We start from the raw sequence: 15,909 nt of genomic DNA on the forward strand, positions 1-15,909 counted from the left end.
GAGTCCGACCGTCCCCTTCCCCCCACCTCTAGGGCACCCTTCCCCATGAGCAAAACCGTCGAGACCGAAGGCGCTCTCGAGACCCGTGGCATCGAGCAGGTCCCGGACCACGAGCGGACCGGCCGGACCCGTGAGCTGTTCCCGACCTGGGTCGGCGCCAACATCAGCGTGCTGCTGCTGACGATGGGCGCGAGCCTCGTCGTGGCGTACCACCTGAACATCTGGCAGGCGCTGGTCGTCGCGGTGGCGGCGCCCGTCGTGTCGTACGGCCTCGTCGGCCTGATCGGCATCGCCGGCAAGCGGGGCGGGGCGCCGGGCATGGCGCTGTCCCGCGCGGTGTTCGGACAGCGGGGCAACCTGCTGCCGGGTTCGCTGATCTGGGTGGCCCGCTGGGGCTGGGAGACGATCAACGCGGTGACCGGCGCCTACGCCATGCTCTCCATCCTGGAGATCGTGTTCGGCGTCAAGGCGAACAGCGTCCTGGACATGGTGACGCTGCTGGTGTTCGTGGTGGCGACCTTCGCGATCTCCGGGCTCGGCATCAACGCCGTGCAGAAGTGCAACAAGTACGCCACCTACTTCTTCGGCGCCTTCTCGGTGCTGGTCCTCGTCTACCTGGCGGTGAAGACGGACTGGTCGAAGGTGATGGACCACAGCGCCGGTTCCACGGCCGCGGTGATCACCGGCATCGGCATGATCGCGGCCGGTGGCGTCAGCTGGATCCCGACGGCCCCGGACTTCACCCGCTATCTGCCGCGCACGGCCTCCTCGAAGGCGATCGTGGGTACGGCGGTCGGCGGCGCCGGTGTGGTCGTGCTGCCGATGGTCCTGATGGGCGCGGTGATGGCGGTCGCCACCCCGGACCTGGCCTCGGCCGCCGACCCGGTGTCCTTCCTGGGCAAGATCCTGCCGACATGGATCGCGGTGCCGTACCTGCTCATCGCGCTGGTCGGCATGCTGCTGATCAACTCGATGTCGATGTACTCGGCGGGCTTCACCGCGCAGACCCTCGGCTTCAAGGTGCCGCGGCACTGGGCGGTGTCGGTCAACGCGGTGATCTCGCTGGTCTTCGGCGGGGTGCTGATGCTGGTGGCGACGAGCTTCATGGGCTCCTTCATCGCCTTCCTGTCCCTGCTCGCGGTCGCGTTCTCGGCGTGGGTCGGTGTGTTCGGCGCGGACATGTTCCGGCGCACGGAGTACGACGGCCGGGCCATGGCCGACACCACGCGCACCAGCGCCTACTGGTACAAGGGCGGCTTCTCCCCCGCCGCCGTGGCCGCGTGGGCGATCGGCCTGGTCTCGGGTCTGATGTTCACCACCTCGGACTGGTTCACCGGCCCGCTGGCCAAGAACAACGTCATCGGCGAGTACGGCCTCGGCTGGGTCGCCACGATCGTGATCTCCGGCGTGCTGTACCTGGCCCTGCCGAAGCCGGGGATCAAGACCCCGGCGAGCACCGAGGAGGCCGCGCGGGCCGAGGTGCCGGGCGAGTCCGTCTCCGGGCCGACGGGTGAGCAGGCGACGGCCGCGGTCTGATCGTCCGACGCCACGACACACACCAGAACCCCCTCCAGCGCCTCGCGCCGGAGGGGGTTCTGGCGTCGCGTCACGCGTGTCCGGGGTTGGCCCAGGCGACGAGCTGGATGACGACGCCGTTGGGGTCGGTGATCTGGAAGAGGCGTTCGCCCCAGGGCTCCTCGCGCAGCGGCATGGTGACGGGCGCGCCCTCGTTCTTCAGCCGCTCGTACTCGGCGTCCAGATCGTCCACGGTGAACGCGATGATCACGCCCGCGGCGGGCTGGTCCCGGAAGCCTTCAGGCAGCACCTCGGTGCCCCGCCGCAGCAGGATCACATCGGGCGTGTCCTCGCGGACCAGCGAGGCGAAGCCGTCGGCGGCCATGGCCTCACGGAAGCCCAGATGCCGGGCCAGGAACGCGGCGCCGGCGGGGACGTCGTCGACGGTCAGGGAGACGGCGGTGGAGGTGACGTTCATGGTCCGTCCTTCGTGAAGGGGCTCTGCACGCGTCTCTATTATCTCTGTACGGCGTACATTGTACAGCGTACAGAGATAGTGCGGACGGCCCTGCGGTTCCGGCAGGAAGAATGGGGCCATGGCCAAGGAACACGGGGGCGCGGGCGACCCGGCGCACATCCTGGAACTGCTGTGGCGCGAGCCGGGAGCCGAGGGGGCGCGGCGCGGTCCCCGGCAGGGCCTGTCGGTCGACGCCGTCGTGGGGGTCGCCGTCGAACTCGCCGACTCCGCCGGGCTGGATGCCCTGACCATGCGCGGCATCGCCGGGCGGCTGGGGGTCACCCCGATGACGCTCTACACCTATGTGCCGGGCAAGGCGGAGCTGCTCGACCTCATGCTGGACTCCGTGTATCTGCGGATGCCGCGCGCCGCCGGGCCGGACGCTCCGTGGCGCAGCAGGGTCGAGGCCGTGGCGCGGGAGAACCGGGACCTGTACGCCCGCCATCCCTGGGTGGCGAGCATGTCCACGGCGCGGCCACCGCTGGGACCCGGCCTCATGACCAAGTACGAGCACGAACTGGCCGCGTTCGAGGGCTCGGGCCTCGGCGACGTGGAGAGGGACGCGGCCCTCACCCTCCTCCTCGGCTTCGTCCACTCCGTCGCCCGCGCGGCCCTCGACACCCAGGCGGCAGTCCGGGACAGCGCGCTGTCCGACCAGCAGTGGTGGGCCGCGCACGAACCCCTGCTGGCCAAGGTCTTCGATCCCGCCCGCTTCCCCCTCGCCGCACGCATCGGCCGCGCCGCCGGAGAGGCCCACCAGGGCATGTACGACCCCGAGCACGCCTTCACCTTCGGACTGCGGCGCATCCTGGACGGCCTCGCCCGCCTCGGCGAACCTGACTGAACAGGACGAAAAGCCCTCGCCCCCGGTCCGGGCAGTGGCCGGACCGGGGGCGAGGGGAGAAACGAGGAGAGGGGCAGCGGGGTCTGAAGGCCCTTCTCCCCGGGTTCGGGGGTGCCTCGGGGGGGAGGCTCAGCCCATCTCCTCCAGGGTCTTGCCCTTCGTCTCCTTGACGAACTTCAGGACGAAGGGGATGGAGAGAGCGGCGAACACGGTGTAGATGATGTACGTGCCGGAGAGGTTCCAGTCGGCCAGCGACGGGAAGCTCGCGGTGATCGCCCAGTTGGCGATCCACTGCGCGGCGGCGGCCACACCCAGGGCTGCGGCGCGGATCCGGTTCGGGAACATCTCGCCGAGCATGACCCAGACGACCACACCCCAGGACAGGGCGAAGAAGAGGACGAAGATGTGCGCCGCGATCAGGGCGACCCAGCCCTGCGTGGCGGGCAGCTTGCCGTCGACCAAGTGGTACGAGAACGCCCAGGCCTCCAGCGCCAGGCCGACGACCATACCGACCGAGCCGATGAGCGCGAGCGGCTTGCGGCCGATCCGGTCCACGAAGATCATCGCGATCACGGTGCCGACGATGTTGATGATGGACGTGGTGAAGGAGTAGAAGAACGAGTCCGTCGGGTCGACACCGACCGACTGCCACAGCGTCGAGGAGTAGTAGAACGCGACGTTGATGCCGACGAACTGCTGGAAGACCGACAGGCCGATGCCCACCCAGACGATCGGCTTGAAGAAGAAGCCGCCGCCCAGCAGGTCCTTGAAGGTGGAGCGGTGCTCGCTCTTCATCGCGTGCTCGATGTCGGCGACGCGCTTGTCCAGGTCGGCGCTCTCACCCTCGACCTCGGCCAGGATCTCCTTGGCGCGCTCACGCTTGCCGACGGAGAGCAGGAAGCGCGGGGACTCGGGGATGGCGAAGGACAGCAGGCCGTACAGGGCGGCCGGGATCACCATGACGCCCAGCATGACCTGCCAGGCCTCCAGGCCCATGAGGTGGCCGCGCTGGTTGCCGCCGGCGGCGTTCAGCAGGCCCCAGTTGACCAGCTGGGAGATGGCGATGCCGACCACGATCGCGGCCTGCTGGAAGGAGCCGAGCCGGCCGCGGTAGGCGGGCGGGGCGACCTCGGCGATGTAGGCGGGGCCGATCACGGAGGCCATACCGATGGCGAAACCGCCGACGATGCGCCAGAAGGCGAGGTCCCACAGCGCGAAGGGCAGCGCGGAGCCGACGGCGCTGATCGTGAACAGCGTGGCCGCGATCTGCATACAGCGGATACGGCCGATCCGGTCGGCTATCCGGCCCGCGGTGGCGGCACCGATGGCACAGCCGATCAGGGCGATGGCGATGACCTGCGCGAGCCCGGCGGAGCCGATGTCGTAGCGGTCGCGGATGGCCTCGACGGCGCCGTTGATGACGGAGCTGTCATAGCCGAAGAGGAACCCGCCCATGGCCGCGGCCGCGGCGATGAAGATGACATGCCCGAGATGTTCGGGATGAGCCGTCCCGGCTCCTGACTGAGGTGCCTGCGCTGTGCTGGTCACGTGAAACTCCTCGGGCCACGGCAACGCTGCCGGGGTGGGGTGAGCCCTTCCAGGTCTCCAGTGGCGCATACGTTTGCGCTACTTACACCTGAAGGAAAAAAGCAACGTTGCAGAGACTATGCCTTCAACTTCCGAAGTCAATAGGGGGAAAGCTGTGAGTTAGGAGATACGGCAGATCACCCCGTGTTCAAGAAATGAACAGGGAGTGATGTGATCTTGTTCGTCGGTATGAGTTGATCTTGAAGTGGGTCAGCGGAGGCGCTGCGAGATGACCTTCGACACACCGTCGCCCTGCATGGAGACGCCGTACAACGCGTCGGCCACCTCCATCGTGCGCTTCTGGTGCGTGATCACGATCAGCTGCGAGGACTCCTGCAACTCCTGCATGATCCGGATCAGCCGCTGGAGGTTGGTGTCGTCCAGCGCGGCCTCGACCTCGTCCATCACATAGAAGGGACTCGGCCGGGCCTTGAAGATCGACACCAGCAGCGCGACGGCCGTCAGCGACCGCTCGCCGCCCGAGAGCAGGGACAGCCGCTTGACCTTCTTGCCCGGCGGCCGCGCCTCGACATCGACGCCCGTGGTGAGCATGTTGCCGGGGTCGGTGAGCACGAGCCGGCCCTCGCCGCCCGGGAACAGCCGGCTGAAGACGCCCTCGAACTCGCGCGCGGTGTCCCGGTAGGCCTCGGTGAAGACCTGCTCGACCCGCTCGTCGACCTCCTTCACCACCTGGAGCAGATCGGCACGGGTCTTCTTCAGGTCCTCCAGCTGCTCGCTGAGGAACTTGTGCCGCTCCTCCAGCGCCGCGAACTCCTCCAGGGCCAGCGGATTGACCTTGCCGAGCTGCTGGTACGCCCGCTCGGCCGCCTTGAGCCGCTTCTCCTGCTCGGCCCGTACGAAGGGGCGCGGCTGGTTGCGGGGGTGCTCCGGGTCCTCCGGCAGCGTCTCGCCGTCGGCGGGGGGCGAGGGCGGCACGGGCTGGTGCGGCCCGTACTCCGTCTCCAGCCCCGCCGGTTCGACACCCAGCTCCTCCAGCGCCCTGGTCTCCAGCTGCTCGATCCGCAGCCGCTTCTCGGCGCCGAGTACCTCGCCACGGTGGACCGAATCCGTCAACTTGTCGAGTTCCGACTTCAGTTCACGTCCGGTGGCGCGGGCGGCGGTCAGTTCCTGCTCGCGCCGGGCCTTGGCGGCCTCGGCCGCGGTGCGCTCCTGATCGGCGCGGACCAGGGAGACCTCGACATGCGCCAGCAGCTGCCGGGCGCCGTCGGCCACGGCCCGGGCGACGGCCGCCTCATGGCGCATCCGGGCCCTGCGCTGCTCGGCCCGCGCCCGTGCCTCCCGCTCCGCGCGGGCGGCGCGGTCGAGGGAGTCGGCCCGGCCGGCCAGGCCCTTGACCCGCTCCTCGTGGGTACGGACCTGGAGGCGGGCCTCCATCTCGGTCTGCCGCGCGTTGGCGCCGTCGGCGGAGAGCCGGTCGCGCACCGCGGTGTCCGGCTCCTCCGCCACCGGCGTCTCCTCGGCGACGGCGAGCCGCTCCGCGAGTTCCTCCGCTTCCTGTACGGCACCCTCCAGCGCGTCCTGCGCCCGCGCGGCAGCGGCGGCGGAGCGTTCGGCCTCACCGGCGGCCGCGCGGGCCTCACCGGCGAGGCGGCCGAGCTGCTGGGCGACGGTGGACTTCTCACGGTCGGCCGCCCGGCGCCGTTCGCCCAGCTCCTCCACCAGGGCGGCGGCCTCGGTACGGCGTTCCGTCGCCGTGTTCTCCGCCTCGGCCAGCTCCGCGCAGCGGACCGAGAGCTCCGCGAGTTCGGCGGCGGCCTCGTCCACGGAGGCCTGGACCTCCAGCAGGCTCGGGGCGCCGGCGGAGCCGCCGTGGGCGAAGTGGGCGGCCAGGAGGTCGCCCTCGGCGGTGACGGCGGTGAGGTGTGGGTGGGAGCGGATGAGGTCTTCGGCGGCGTCCAAGGTGTCGACCACCACAATGTTGTGGAGGAGTCTGCGGACGGTCGGCATCAGCTCCGACGGGGCGCGGACGTACTTCTCGGCCAGGATCGGTTCGTCGTCGGGTGCGGGTGCGATGGGGTGGCTCGCGCAGTTCCCCGCGCCCCTTCGGGGCGCGTCTTCGAGACCGGCGATCAGCAGGGCCGCCCTCCCTCCGTCCTGTTTGTGCAGGAGGCGGAGGGCGTCGGCGGCGGACGTCGGGTTGGTCACGGCGAGGGCGTCGGCCGCGGCACCGAAGGCGGCGGCCAGCGGGATCTCGTAGCCCGGGGTGACGGTCAGGAGTTCCGCGGCCGGGCCGAGGAGGCCGGTGAGGTGGGCCGTGGAGTCCAGCAGTATGCCGGTGCCGTCCTTGCGGCGCAGGCCCAGGGCCAGTGCCTCGTGGCGGGCCTGGGTCGCGGCGCGCCGGCGTTCGGTGGTGGTGACGGCCCGGCGGGCCTCGGTCAGGGCGGTCTCGGCTTCGGCGAGCCGTTCCCTGGCCGCCCGGTGCCGTTCGGCGAGGTCGGTGTCGTCCGCGTCGAGCCCGTCGACCTCGGCCTTGAGCGCCTCGTACTCCTCCTGGGCGCGCACCGCGCGTTCCCGGGCCTCGTCGCGGGCCAGGGCCAGCCGGTCGATCTCGGCCTGGGCGGCGGCGGCGCGTGAACGGGCCGCGCCCACCTGGCCGTTCAGCCGGGCCAGGCCCTCGCGGCGATCGGCGATGGCGCGGGCCACGTCCTTGAGCCGGCGTTCCTCGACGGCCAGTTCCCGCTCCAGTTCGGCGCGGTGGGCGACCGTGTCGTCCAGGGCGTGCCGGGCCGCTTCCAGGGCGGCCTCCAGCTCGGCCTCCTGCTCACGGACGCGGGCGGCCTCGCGCTCCAGGTCCTCGGGGTCACGGCCGCGACGCTCCTCGGGCGGCGCGGCGGTGGCGCTCTTGACCCGGGCGTCGGCCAGCGAGATGGTGCCGCGCACCCGCTCGGCCAGCTGGGACAGCTCGTACCAGGTCTGCTGGGCGCGCTGGAGGCGGGGCGTGAGCTGCCGTACCTCCTCCTCCAGGAGGGACTCGCGGTGCAGGGCCTTGCGCAGCTCCTGCTCGGCGGCCTCCTTGCGCTCCTTGAGGGCGGCCTCGTCGGCGATCTCCGCGTTGAGCGCCCCGCGCAGTCGTACGAGGTCGTCGGCGAGCAGCCGTAGCCGGGCGTCGCGCAGGTCGGCCTGGATGACGGCGGCCCGGCGGGCCACCGCGGCCTGGCGGCCGAGCGGCTTGAGCTGGCGGCGCAGTTCGTCGGTGAGGTCCTGGACGCGGGCGAGGTTGGCCTGCATCGCGTCCAGTTTCCGCAGCGCCTTCTCCTTGCGCCTGCGGTGCTTGAGGACGCCGGCCGCCTCCTCGATGAAGGCGCGGCGGCCCATCGGATCGGCGTGCAGCACGGAGTCCAGCTGGCCCTGGCCGACGATCACATGCATCTCGCGGCCGATGCCGGAGTCGGAGAGCAGTTCCTGGATGTCCAGGAGGCGGCAGGTGTCGCCGTTGATCTGGTACTCGCTGCCGCCGTTGCGGAACATGATCCGCGTGATGGTGACCTCGGCGTACTCGATGGGCAGCGCCCCGTCGGAGTTGTCGATGGTCAGGGACACCTCGGCGCGGCCCAGCGGGGGGCGCCCGGTGGTGCCGGCGAAGATGACGTCCTCCATCTTGCCGCCGCGCAGCGATTTGGCGCCCTGCTCGCCCATGACCCAGCTCAGCGCGTCCACCACATTGGACTTGCCCGAGCCGTTCGGTCCGACCACGCAGGTGATCCCGGGTTCGAACCGGAGGGTGGTCGCGGAGGCGAACGACTTGAAGCCGCGCAGGGTCAGGGCCTTGAGGTGCACGCCGCCGGACTCTACCGGCCGCCACTGTCTCACTCCATGAACCCTCCTGACCGCGCGGTTTCACCGCTGGTCAGGCAGGGCACACCAGATGTTGAAGAAGGTGAAAGGATGCGCGGGGGAAGAAAGAAGGGACGCCGAAGCGTCCCTTGCCATTCCATGGACGGCCTCGGATGCCGGTCGTCCGATCCGATGAGCGGCTGATATGGGCTGCCCAACCACTGCTGCTGTCGTGGAGCGATGCAGCGATCAGGTGAGCGCAGGCTCCGCCTGGTGTGCGTCGATGCTCTCCATGATCCTGTCCTGAGACGCGGCAGCCGCCAGCGCGTCGTTCTCCGCCTGGATCCTGACCAGCTCGGACTCCAGGTCCTGAACACGCTGCTGCAACCGTCGCATCTCGGCGAGGAGTCGAGGGTCGGAGCCGCCGACGTAACCGAGAAGCGCCTTTGCCATGATGGATGGTCCTCCACACTGAGTGACCGACCGATGCGGTGTGGGTCGTGAGGGATTTCGCACCCGCGGTGCTTGGCACATCCGAGTGTTGCTCTGCTGTTGCGCCATGCCAAACAGCTAAGGTGCGCGGGGCTTTCAGCGTCTCACCAAAAAGTTTGACGGTCAACACGATCACACCCCGTATTGGCGGGCGGACCGGGGCGCGCGGCCGGAGGGACACGGCGGCGCAGCGAGTCGTCCTGGCCCTGGGGCGCAGCGATCAGCTGTATCTGCGGAGCCTGCCACGCCGGGTCCTTCTTGGCAACCACCAGGCCGTTTCCGCTCCGGGCCGCCGTGCGCGGGGCCCGGCGGCCGGGGGCGGCACGGCTTCGGCTCAGCGGATCGCGAAGCCGTCGTAGCCGCCGCGGGGTGTGTCCCAGATCTCGGTGACGCCGTCCACACGGCCGGGCGTGTCGGCCCCCTGGAGCCAGCCGAGCAGCCCTTCGCAGCCCTCGCGCGCGCCCTCGGCGACGACCTGGACCCGGCCGTCAGCCAAATTGAGAGCAAAACCACTCAGACCGCCGATCTCCAGTGCCTTGGCACGGGTGAACCAGCGAAATCCCACGCCCTGTACGTGTCCACGCACCCAGGCGACCAGTCGAACATCCTCACTCATGGGGGCAACCTAACCGGCCGGTGTCGTTCGGGACACATCGCCCTCCAGGGGCATGAGGTACGGTCCGCACGCGGGCGCATCCCCGGGGAAACCCACTCGATCGAGTGGGATTGGGTCGGCCGGAAGCACCAAGGAAGTACGAGGAAGAGGGCAAGGTCATGGGACGCCACCGACGCTCGGACGCCGGCCGCGCCGCGGAGGGCGACGACCCGCGCGCCTCCGCCGCCGGGAGCGACGATCCGACCGCCGCGCCCACGGCGCCGACACCGATGGGCACCGCGCCCTATCTGAACCCCGAGGCGTACGCGGCGGCGCGGGCCAAGGCGGACGCGTATCTCTTCGCGGCCGGACCGGGGGTGCCGCATCCGGAGCCGGGTGCGCCGGGCGGTCCGCCGAGCGGTTCCGGCGCGGCCGAGGACCCCGGTGAGCACCCGGGCGCAGGTCCCGGTGACGGCCCCGGCGAGGACCCGGAGGAGGGCCCCACCCGTGGAGCGCGGCGCCAGAGGCAGGCCGGGCGCGCGGTGAGCATGACACTGCTCGGGATGTGTGTGGCCGTCGCCCTGGGCACCGCCGCGGTGGCCGCGCGTGTGGTCCCGGGCTTCCAGGGCTACCGACTCGACGGCAGCACCCACACCACCGGCGGCGACCGGATCCGGGCGGCGGGCTCGCCCAGCAACACGGCCGACGCGCAGGGCGGCACGTCCGGCAGCGCGGACAACGGCGGTACGGGCATCGGCGGCGGTACGAGCACCGGCGCCGGCACCGGCACCGGTGGTTCGGCGTCCGGTCAGGGCGCCGTGCGGTCGCCCTCTTCCGCCGCCCCGACCCCGTCCTCGTCGCCCACGAAGTCCCCGTCGGCCTCGCCCTCGGGCTCCGTGTCGCCCTCCGCCTCACCGACCCCGTCGAAGTCCGCGAAGCCCACCGCCTCGGCCCCGTCCGCGAAGCCCACCGCCCCCCGGACCACCCCGGCCGCCCCCGGCACGCTCAAGCCCAAGCCCTCCCCCACCAGGGCGAAGCCGAGCCCGACCCCTACCAAGACCGCGGCGCCCTCGCCGACCACCCCGCCCGTGACCGTCTCCGCGCAGGCCGCCGCCGAGGCGGAGGTGCTGAAGCTGGTCAACGACGAGCGGGCCAAGGCGGGGTGCAGCGCGCTGTCCGCGAACTCGGCGCTGACGAACCTGGCCGAGTCGTTCAGCGACGACATGGCGGCGCGGGGCTTCTTCTCCGACACCGACCCGGACGGGAAGTCCCCGTGGGACCGGGCGAAGGCGGCCGGTGTCACCGGGCTCGGCGCCGAGAACATCGCGCGCGGCCCGGCGGACCCGGCGGCCGTGGTGAAGGCGTGGATGGCCAGCCCCGAGCACCGCGCCAACATCCTCAACTGCGACTTCCACACCCTCGGTGTCGGCGTGCACTTCGGCGCGGGCGGGCCCTGGTGGACCGAGGAGTTCGGCGCCTGAGCCGAACTCCCCCGCCCGGCGGCCGAGTTACGCGGCGGCCCGGCCCCGCGCGAACGTCCGCGCGGTCTCCGTGACCCGGCGGCCGAGGTGCTCGGCCGTGGCGATGTCCGCCTTGTGCACGCCCTCGGGCCCCTGGTCGGTGTCGGTCTGGGCGGCGGCGCCGGCGAAGAAGCCGAGACGGTTGAGGTCGTTCTCGGAGGCGGTGCTGCTGTTCCAGCCCGGGAGCAGACCGAGGTTCACCCAGTGCATGCCGTGCTGCGCGGCGAGCGTCTGGAAGAACTGGAGCGTGTGCAGCTTGTCGCCGCTCTTGGAGCCCGAGTTGGTGAAGCCGGCGGCCAGCTTGTCCGACCAGTCCTGGCCGGCCCAGCGCGAGGAGGTCGCCTCGCCGAAGACATGGAAGGCGCCGGAGGCGGTGCCCATGTAGGTGGGCGAGCCGAAGATGATCGCGTCCGAGCGGTCGAGTATCGCCCACTGCTCCCCGGTGATCTCGTCCACCTTGATCAGGTGCGCCTCGGCACCCGCCGCGACGGCACCGGCGCGGACGGCCTCGGCGAGGACGGCGGTGTGGCCGTAGCCCGAGTGGTAGGCAATGGAAAGAACGGGGGCGGTCATGACTCTCCTCGAAAGGGCAGCTCAACAACGATGGCCAAAGGAAAGCACTAACCATGAGTTAGTGCAACCCGCCAGTTAGCGCTGCGTGGGCGTATCCTGGTGTCATGACCGCACGCCCCCAGGATCCCGACGAGCTCGCCTACAACGTCTTCGCCAAGGCATGCCCCTCCCGCTGCACGCTGGAGAACGTCACGGGCCGCTGGGGCGGACTGACCCTCGGCGCGCTGTCCGATGGCTCACTGCGCTTCAATGAGCTGCGCCGCCGCGTCGACGGGGTGAGCGAGAAGATGCTCTCCCAGACCCTGCACGCGCTGGAGCGCGACGGGCTGGTGCACCGCGAGGCCCAGCCGACCAACCCGCCCCGCGTCGACTACGAGCTGACCCCGCTCGGCCGCGAGGTCGCCAGGCGCCTGCTCGCCCTCATCGAGTGCGTGGAGGGCGCCATGGACGAGGTACTGGCCTCGCGCGAGCGTTACGACGCGACGCGCGGCGCCCGCTGACACTTCGGGCAGAAGTAGCTGGAGCGGTTCATCCACGGGCGGCGCCGCATGGGGGTGCCGCAGCGGCGGCAGGGCTCGCCCTCGCGGCCGTAGGCGTCGAGCGAACGGTCGAAGTAACCCGACTCGCCGTTGACGTTGACGTACAGGCTGTCGAAGCTGGTGCCGCCGACGGCGAGGGCCGCGTTCATCACGTCCCTGATGTGGCCGAGGAGTTCGGCCGTGACCGGGCGGGTGAAGTGGGCGGTCGGCCGCTCGTAGTGGATACGGGCGCGCCAAAGCGCCTCGTCCGCGTAGATGTTGCCGACCCCGCTGATCAACGACTGGTCCAGCAGGGCCCGTTTGACGGTGCTGCGCTTGCGGCGCAGGGCCTGGTGGAAGGCGTCGTCGTCGAACAGCGCGTCGAGCGGGTCGCGGGCGATGTGCGCGATGACGTCGGGCAGCCCGTCCGGGGTGTTGTCGTGCAACGACAGCCCGCCGAAGGTGCGTTGGTCCACGAACCGCAGCTCGGTGCCGAGCGAGTCGGCGAACCGGATCCGGATCCGCAGATGCTTCTCGTCGGGCGTCTCCTGCGGCTGCACCAGCAGCTGCCCGCTCATCCCGAGGTGGGCGAGCACCGACTGGTTCGTCTCCTCCAGCGGCAGCCACAGATACTTGCCGCGCCGGCTGGGCTCGCCGATGTGATGCCCCTTGAGCCGGTGCGCGAAGTCCTCGCCGCCGGCCACATGGCGGCGCACGGCACGCGGATGCAGCACCTCGGTCTCGGCGACGGTGCGATGGGCCACCCACCGCGCCAGCCCCCGCCGGACGACCTCGACCTCGGGCAACTCGGGCATCGGAACCCCCGTGGAAAAGCGCTGTACGAGACAGCGGGGCGCGGAAGAGGAAACGCCCACCCCGTCCGGAACCGGTGGGGCGGGCGCTCGGTGCTGCTTGTCGTGCTGTCGTGCTGTTACGTCAGGCGGTGGCGGACGACGTGTCGTCCTCCTCGGCGGCTTGCACGACGGCCCGTTCGGCCTCCGTCGCCGCCTTGGCGCGCTCGTCCGCGGCGGCCTTGATGGCACGCCAGGCGGACTCGGCGGCCTGCTGCTCCGCCTCCTTCTTGCTGCGGCCGGTGCCGGTGCCGTACGAGACGCCTCCGACGCGGGCGGCAGCAGTGAAGGTCTTCTCGTGGTCGGGGCCGGTCTCCGTGACCAGGTACTCGGGCACGCCGAGTCCCTCGATCGCGGTCAGCTCCTGGAGCGACGTCTTCCAGTCCAGGCCCGCGCCCAGGTTGGAGGACTTCTCGATCAGCGGGTCGAAGAGCCGGTGCACCAGCTCGGACGCCGCGTCGAGGCCCTGGTCGAGATAGACCGCGCCGATCACCGCTTCAAGGGTGTCGGCGAGGATGGACGCCTTGTCCCGGCCACCCGTGCCCTCTTCACCCCGGCCGAGCCGGATGAAGGCGCCGAGGTCGAGGCCGCGCCCCACCTCCGCCAGCGCACGCGAATTGACCACCGCGGCCCGCAGCTTGGCCAGTTGGCCCTCGGGCAGGTCGGGGTGGGTGCGATACAGCGTGTCCGTGACGACGAGGCCGAGCACGGAGTCCCCGAGGAACTCCAGCCGCTCGTTCGTCGGCAGACCGCCGTTCTCGTACGCGTAGGAACGGTGGGTGAGCGCACGCACCAGAAGGGCGGACTCGACCTGGTAGCCGAGCCGCCCTTCCAGAACTGTGTGGGACGAGGCCGGTGAGCTACCCCCGCGCTGACGGGGACCAGCTGCTTTCGCGTCTGTCATCGGGCCTCTCACCAACCGCTCAGACTTCGAGGACCTGGCGCTTGTTGTAGGTGCCGCAAGACGGGCACGCGATGTGCTGCTGCTTGGGCTCGTGGCAGCGCTCGCACGCAACCAGGGTGGGGACCGCAGCCTTCCACTGCGACCGGCGGTGGCGCGTGTTGCTGCGCGACATCTTCCGCTTCGGAACAGCCACGGCTACTTCTCCTGCTTCTCGTCGACGCCCGCTTCGGCGCCGCTCATCTCGTCCTTCTCGCCGTCCGTCGTGGTGCCGGCGAGTCCCTGCAAAGCCGCCCAACGGATGTCGACGGCGTCATGATGGTGTTCCGGGTCGTCCGCGAGCCGGGCTCCGCACTCGGAGCACAGACCCGGGCAGTCTTCCTGGCACACCGGCTGCATCGGCAGTGCGAGCACCACCGCATCACGCAGCACAGGTTCGAGGTCGAAAAGACCGTCCTCGATGAAGAGCCTGTCCTCGTCGTCCTCGGCGTCGTCGCCCGGTTCCGCGATCACACGGCCCCGGTCGTCGGCGTCAGGGTACGAGAACATCTCCTGGAAGTCCGCTTCGAGCTCCAGCTCGACCGGCTCCAGACACCTTACGCACTCCCCCTCGGCCGTGGCACGGGCGGTGCCTGTGACAAGCACCCCTTCCATGACCGACTCGAGTCGGAGGCCGAGTTCCATCGGGGCGCCTTCCGGCACTTCGATGACTCCCGGGATGCCGAGATCCCTCGGGGCGTCGATCTCGCGGGTGAGCCGCTGTAGCGCGCCAGGACGCCGACCCAGCTCGTGAGTGTCGAACACGAGGGGGTTGCGGTGGTCGAGACGGGCGTTGGAGGCCATTCCTGCTTTCGATCTACGTACTCGAAGGGACACCGCCCGTCGGTGTTTCCGGGCAGTGTGGTCGCGGGCGATTCCATACGCGAGCGTCAGGGCACGCGCGACCGAAGAGCCAGGATACTGGACCTTGCGCCCAGGGCCCAATCCGGCCCCGTCAGCGGGTACCGCGGCCCTGCTCGTACGCCCGCAGCTGCTCCGCGCTGATCATGCCGGTGTCGAAGAGGCTGGTCTCGTCCAGGGCGTAGTCCTGCTGCGGCTGGGACTGCTGCGGCGCCTGGGGCAGCTGTTGCTGCTGGGGGTCGTAGCCGCCCTGCTGCACATAGCCGCTCTGGTACGTATAGGGGTCGGCCTGCTGCTGGTAGGCGTACGGGTCCTGCCCCCCGTAGCCGCCCTGCTGCGGGAAGCCGGTGTAGGCGCCCTGCTGCTGGTCGTAGGCGCCGTAGGCGGGCTGTGGCTCGTACGACGGCTGCTCGGGATGCTGGTCGTATCCCGGCTGCTCCGGCTGCGGGTCGTACCCGGGCTCGGCCGCCGGGTCGTACGCGGGCCGCTCCGTCCGGGGCTCGTACGACGGCTGCTCCTGCCGGGCCGCCGGGCGCTCGGCCGGGGTGTCCGAGAGGGCGGCCAGGTCGGCGAGGTAGTCGGCGTCGCTGGAGTGCTGGAAGGTCGTGGTGTCGTCGGCGAGGGCGCCGAGGTCGTCGGTGGCGATCCGGCCGTGCAGCTTCTGCCGGCCGCGGCCGACCGCCTCCAGGGTCTTGGCGAGCACCGCCTCGAAGGCGCCCAGCTTGGTGTCCACGTACGCGTCGGCGTTGTGCCGCAGCGTCTCGGGGTCGAGGCTGCGCTCGGGGGCGTCCTCGTCCTCGTAGCCGTTCTCGTCCAGGCCCGGTCCGGTGCCGAGGAGCTTCTCGCGGCCGCGGCCGACCGAGCCCAGGGTCTTGGTGAGGACGACCTCGAAGTTGGCGAGCTTGGAGTCGACGTAGTCGTCGGCCTCGGCGCGCACCTCCTCGGCCTCCTGGCGGGCCTCGGCGAGGATCCGGTCGGCCTCGGCCTGGGAGCGGCGGGCGACCTCGGTGCCGGAGACCAGCGAGCCGCGCTCGGCGTGCGCGGTCTCGATGATCCGGTCGGCCTCCTGGCGGGCCTGCTCGACCATCTGCTCCCGGTCGCCGATCAGCTCCTGCGCCTGCGCGAGGGAGCCGGGCAGCGCCTGGCGCACCTCTTCCAGCATCGCGAGCAGGTCGGCGCGGTTGATCACGCAGGACGCCGACATGGGCATGGCCCGTGCGCCGGCGACCGCGGAGACGATCTCGTCGAGCTTCTTCTGCACGTCCACCTGTGCTCGCCACTTCCTACAGCCGGATCGGAGA

General features: G+C 70.8%; 15 protein-coding genes. 4 read left to right on the plus strand and 11 right to left on the minus strand.

What is annotated here, in order from left to right; translation table 11 throughout:
- Window positions 1–45: 45 nt before the first annotated feature.
- Window positions 46–1,536, plus strand: a complete 1,491-nt coding sequence (locus HEP81_RS12115) for a cytosine permease (protein ID WP_051850099.1) — start codon at window positions 46–48, stop codon at window positions 1,534–1,536.
- 70 nt (window positions 1,537–1,606) lie between these two features.
- Here HEP81_RS12115 and HEP81_RS12120 read toward each other — a convergent pair whose 3' ends face one another.
- Window positions 1,607–1,993, minus strand: coding sequence for a VOC family protein (locus HEP81_RS12120; RefSeq protein ID WP_037654584.1), 387 nt, complete (start codon window positions 1,991–1,993; stop codon window positions 1,607–1,609).
- Window positions 1,994–2,111: 118 nt separating this feature from the next.
- Here HEP81_RS12120 and HEP81_RS12125 point away from each other — a divergent pair, with 118 nt between their 5' ends.
- Complete coding sequence (locus HEP81_RS12125; RefSeq protein WP_037654586.1) at window positions 2,112–2,876, plus strand: TetR/AcrR family transcriptional regulator; 765 nt, start codon at window positions 2,112–2,114, stop codon at window positions 2,874–2,876.
- A gap of 129 nt (window positions 2,877–3,005) precedes the next feature.
- Here the strand turns inward: HEP81_RS12125 and HEP81_RS12130 are convergent, their stop codons facing one another.
- From HEP81_RS12130 to HEP81_RS12145, 4 genes are all read right to left on the minus strand, one after another.
- The gene (locus HEP81_RS12130) at window positions 3,006–4,424 is read right to left on the minus strand and encodes a sugar porter family MFS transporter (protein ID WP_037654589.1); all 1,419 of its coding nucleotides are present in this window, start codon (window positions 4,422–4,424) and stop codon (window positions 3,006–3,008) included.
- Window positions 4,425–4,673: 249 nt separating this feature from the next.
- Entirely contained in the window at window positions 4,674–8,261 is a 3,588-nt protein-coding gene (smc, locus tag HEP81_RS12135) for a chromosome segregation protein SMC (RefSeq protein ID WP_037654591.1), read from the minus strand.
- A gap of 246 nt (window positions 8,262–8,507) precedes the next feature.
- Window positions 8,508–8,711 (minus strand): hypothetical protein, encoded by a 204-nt coding sequence (locus HEP81_RS12140; RefSeq protein WP_018544743.1) that lies wholly within the window; start codon window positions 8,709–8,711, stop codon window positions 8,508–8,510.
- 373 nt (window positions 8,712–9,084) lie between these two features.
- Complete coding sequence (locus HEP81_RS12145) at window positions 9,085–9,366, minus strand: acylphosphatase (protein ID WP_037654594.1); 282 nt, start codon at window positions 9,364–9,366, stop codon at window positions 9,085–9,087.
- 158 nt (window positions 9,367–9,524) lie between these two features.
- On the opposite strand from HEP81_RS12145, the gene HEP81_RS12150 reads away from it, so the two are divergent.
- Window positions 9,525–10,826, plus strand: coding sequence for a CAP domain-containing protein (locus tag HEP81_RS12150; protein WP_037654596.1), 1,302 nt, complete (start codon window positions 9,525–9,527; stop codon window positions 10,824–10,826).
- Window positions 10,827–10,853: 27 nt separating this feature from the next.
- Here the strand turns inward: HEP81_RS12150 and HEP81_RS12155 are convergent, their stop codons facing one another.
- Complete coding sequence (locus HEP81_RS12155) at window positions 10,854–11,438, minus strand: flavodoxin family protein (protein ID WP_037654598.1); 585 nt, start codon at window positions 11,436–11,438, stop codon at window positions 10,854–10,856.
- Between the two features lie 104 nt (window positions 11,439–11,542).
- Between HEP81_RS12155 and HEP81_RS12160 the strand changes: the two genes are divergently transcribed.
- Window positions 11,543–11,938 carry a winged helix-turn-helix transcriptional regulator gene (locus tag HEP81_RS12160; protein WP_037654600.1) on the plus strand — a complete coding sequence of 132 codons (396 nt, stop codon included), beginning with the start codon at window positions 11,543–11,545 and terminating at the stop codon, window positions 11,936–11,938.
- On the opposite strand, the gene mutM is transcribed toward HEP81_RS12160, so the two are convergent.
- From mutM to HEP81_RS12185, 5 genes are all read right to left on the minus strand, one after another.
- Window positions 11,911–12,771, minus strand: coding sequence for a bifunctional DNA-formamidopyrimidine glycosylase/DNA-(apurinic or apyrimidinic site) lyase (mutM, locus tag HEP81_RS12165; RefSeq protein ID WP_037654602.1), 861 nt, complete (start codon window positions 12,769–12,771; stop codon window positions 11,911–11,913). The two genes, HEP81_RS12160 and mutM, sit on opposite strands and share 28 nt — an antisense overlap.
- A 121-nt stretch (window positions 12,772–12,892) precedes the next feature.
- A complete protein-coding gene (gene rnc, locus HEP81_RS12170) occupies window positions 12,893–13,711 on the minus strand; it encodes a ribonuclease III (RefSeq protein WP_037654603.1) in 819 nt (272 codons plus the stop codon).
- A 19-nt stretch (window positions 13,712–13,730) separates the two neighbouring features.
- A complete protein-coding gene (rpmF, locus tag HEP81_RS12175; protein ID WP_003951102.1) occupies window positions 13,731–13,904 on the minus strand; it encodes a 50S ribosomal protein L32 in 174 nt (57 codons plus the stop codon).
- 2 nt (window positions 13,905–13,906) lie between these two features.
- Complete coding sequence (locus tag HEP81_RS12180) at window positions 13,907–14,551, minus strand: YceD family protein (RefSeq protein ID WP_037654605.1); 645 nt, start codon at window positions 14,549–14,551, stop codon at window positions 13,907–13,909.
- Between the two features lie 151 nt (window positions 14,552–14,702).
- Window positions 14,703–15,875: an ATP synthase F0 subunit B gene (locus HEP81_RS12185; protein ID WP_037654606.1), complete on the minus strand. Its 1,173-nt coding sequence runs from the start codon at window positions 15,873–15,875 to the stop codon at window positions 14,703–14,705.
- Window positions 15,876–15,909: the final 34 nt, after the last annotated feature.

This window comes from Streptomyces griseofuscus, assembly GCF_014673495.1.
GTDB lineage: Bacteria > Actinomycetota > Actinomycetes > Streptomycetales > Streptomycetaceae > Streptomyces > Streptomyces murinus.

Coding starts and splice junctions, on each gene's coding strand:
- HEP81_RS12115 (WP_051850099.1), top strand. CDS start 46: ATGAGCAAAACCGTCGAGACCGAAGGCGCTCTCGAGACCCGTGGCATC.
- HEP81_RS12120 (WP_037654584.1), bottom strand. CDS start 1,993: ATGAACGTCACCTCCACCGCCGTCTCCCTGACCGTCGACGACGTCCCC.
- HEP81_RS12125 (WP_037654586.1), top strand. CDS start 2,112: ATGGCCAAGGAACACGGGGGCGCGGGCGACCCGGCGCACATCCTGGAA.
- HEP81_RS12140 (WP_018544743.1), bottom strand. CDS start 8,711: ATGGCAAAGGCGCTTCTCGGTTACGTCGGCGGCTCCGACCCTCGACTC.
- HEP81_RS12145 (WP_037654594.1), bottom strand. CDS start 9,366: ATGAGTGAGGATGTTCGACTGGTCGCCTGGGTGCGTGGACACGTACAG.
- HEP81_RS12150 (WP_037654596.1), top strand. CDS start 9,525: ATGGGACGCCACCGACGCTCGGACGCCGGCCGCGCCGCGGAGGGCGAC.
- HEP81_RS12155 (WP_037654598.1), bottom strand. CDS start 11,438: ATGACCGCCCCCGTTCTTTCCATTGCCTACCACTCGGGCTACGGCCAC.
- HEP81_RS12160 (WP_037654600.1), top strand. CDS start 11,543: ATGACCGCACGCCCCCAGGATCCCGACGAGCTCGCCTACAACGTCTTC.
- mutM (WP_037654602.1), bottom strand. CDS start 12,771: ATGCCCGAGTTGCCCGAGGTCGAGGTCGTCCGGCGGGGGCTGGCGCGG.
- rnc (WP_037654603.1), bottom strand. CDS start 13,711: ATGACAGACGCGAAAGCAGCTGGTCCCCGTCAGCGCGGGGGTAGCTCA.
- HEP81_RS12180 (WP_037654605.1), bottom strand. CDS start 14,551: ATGGCCTCCAACGCCCGTCTCGACCACCGCAACCCCCTCGTGTTCGAC.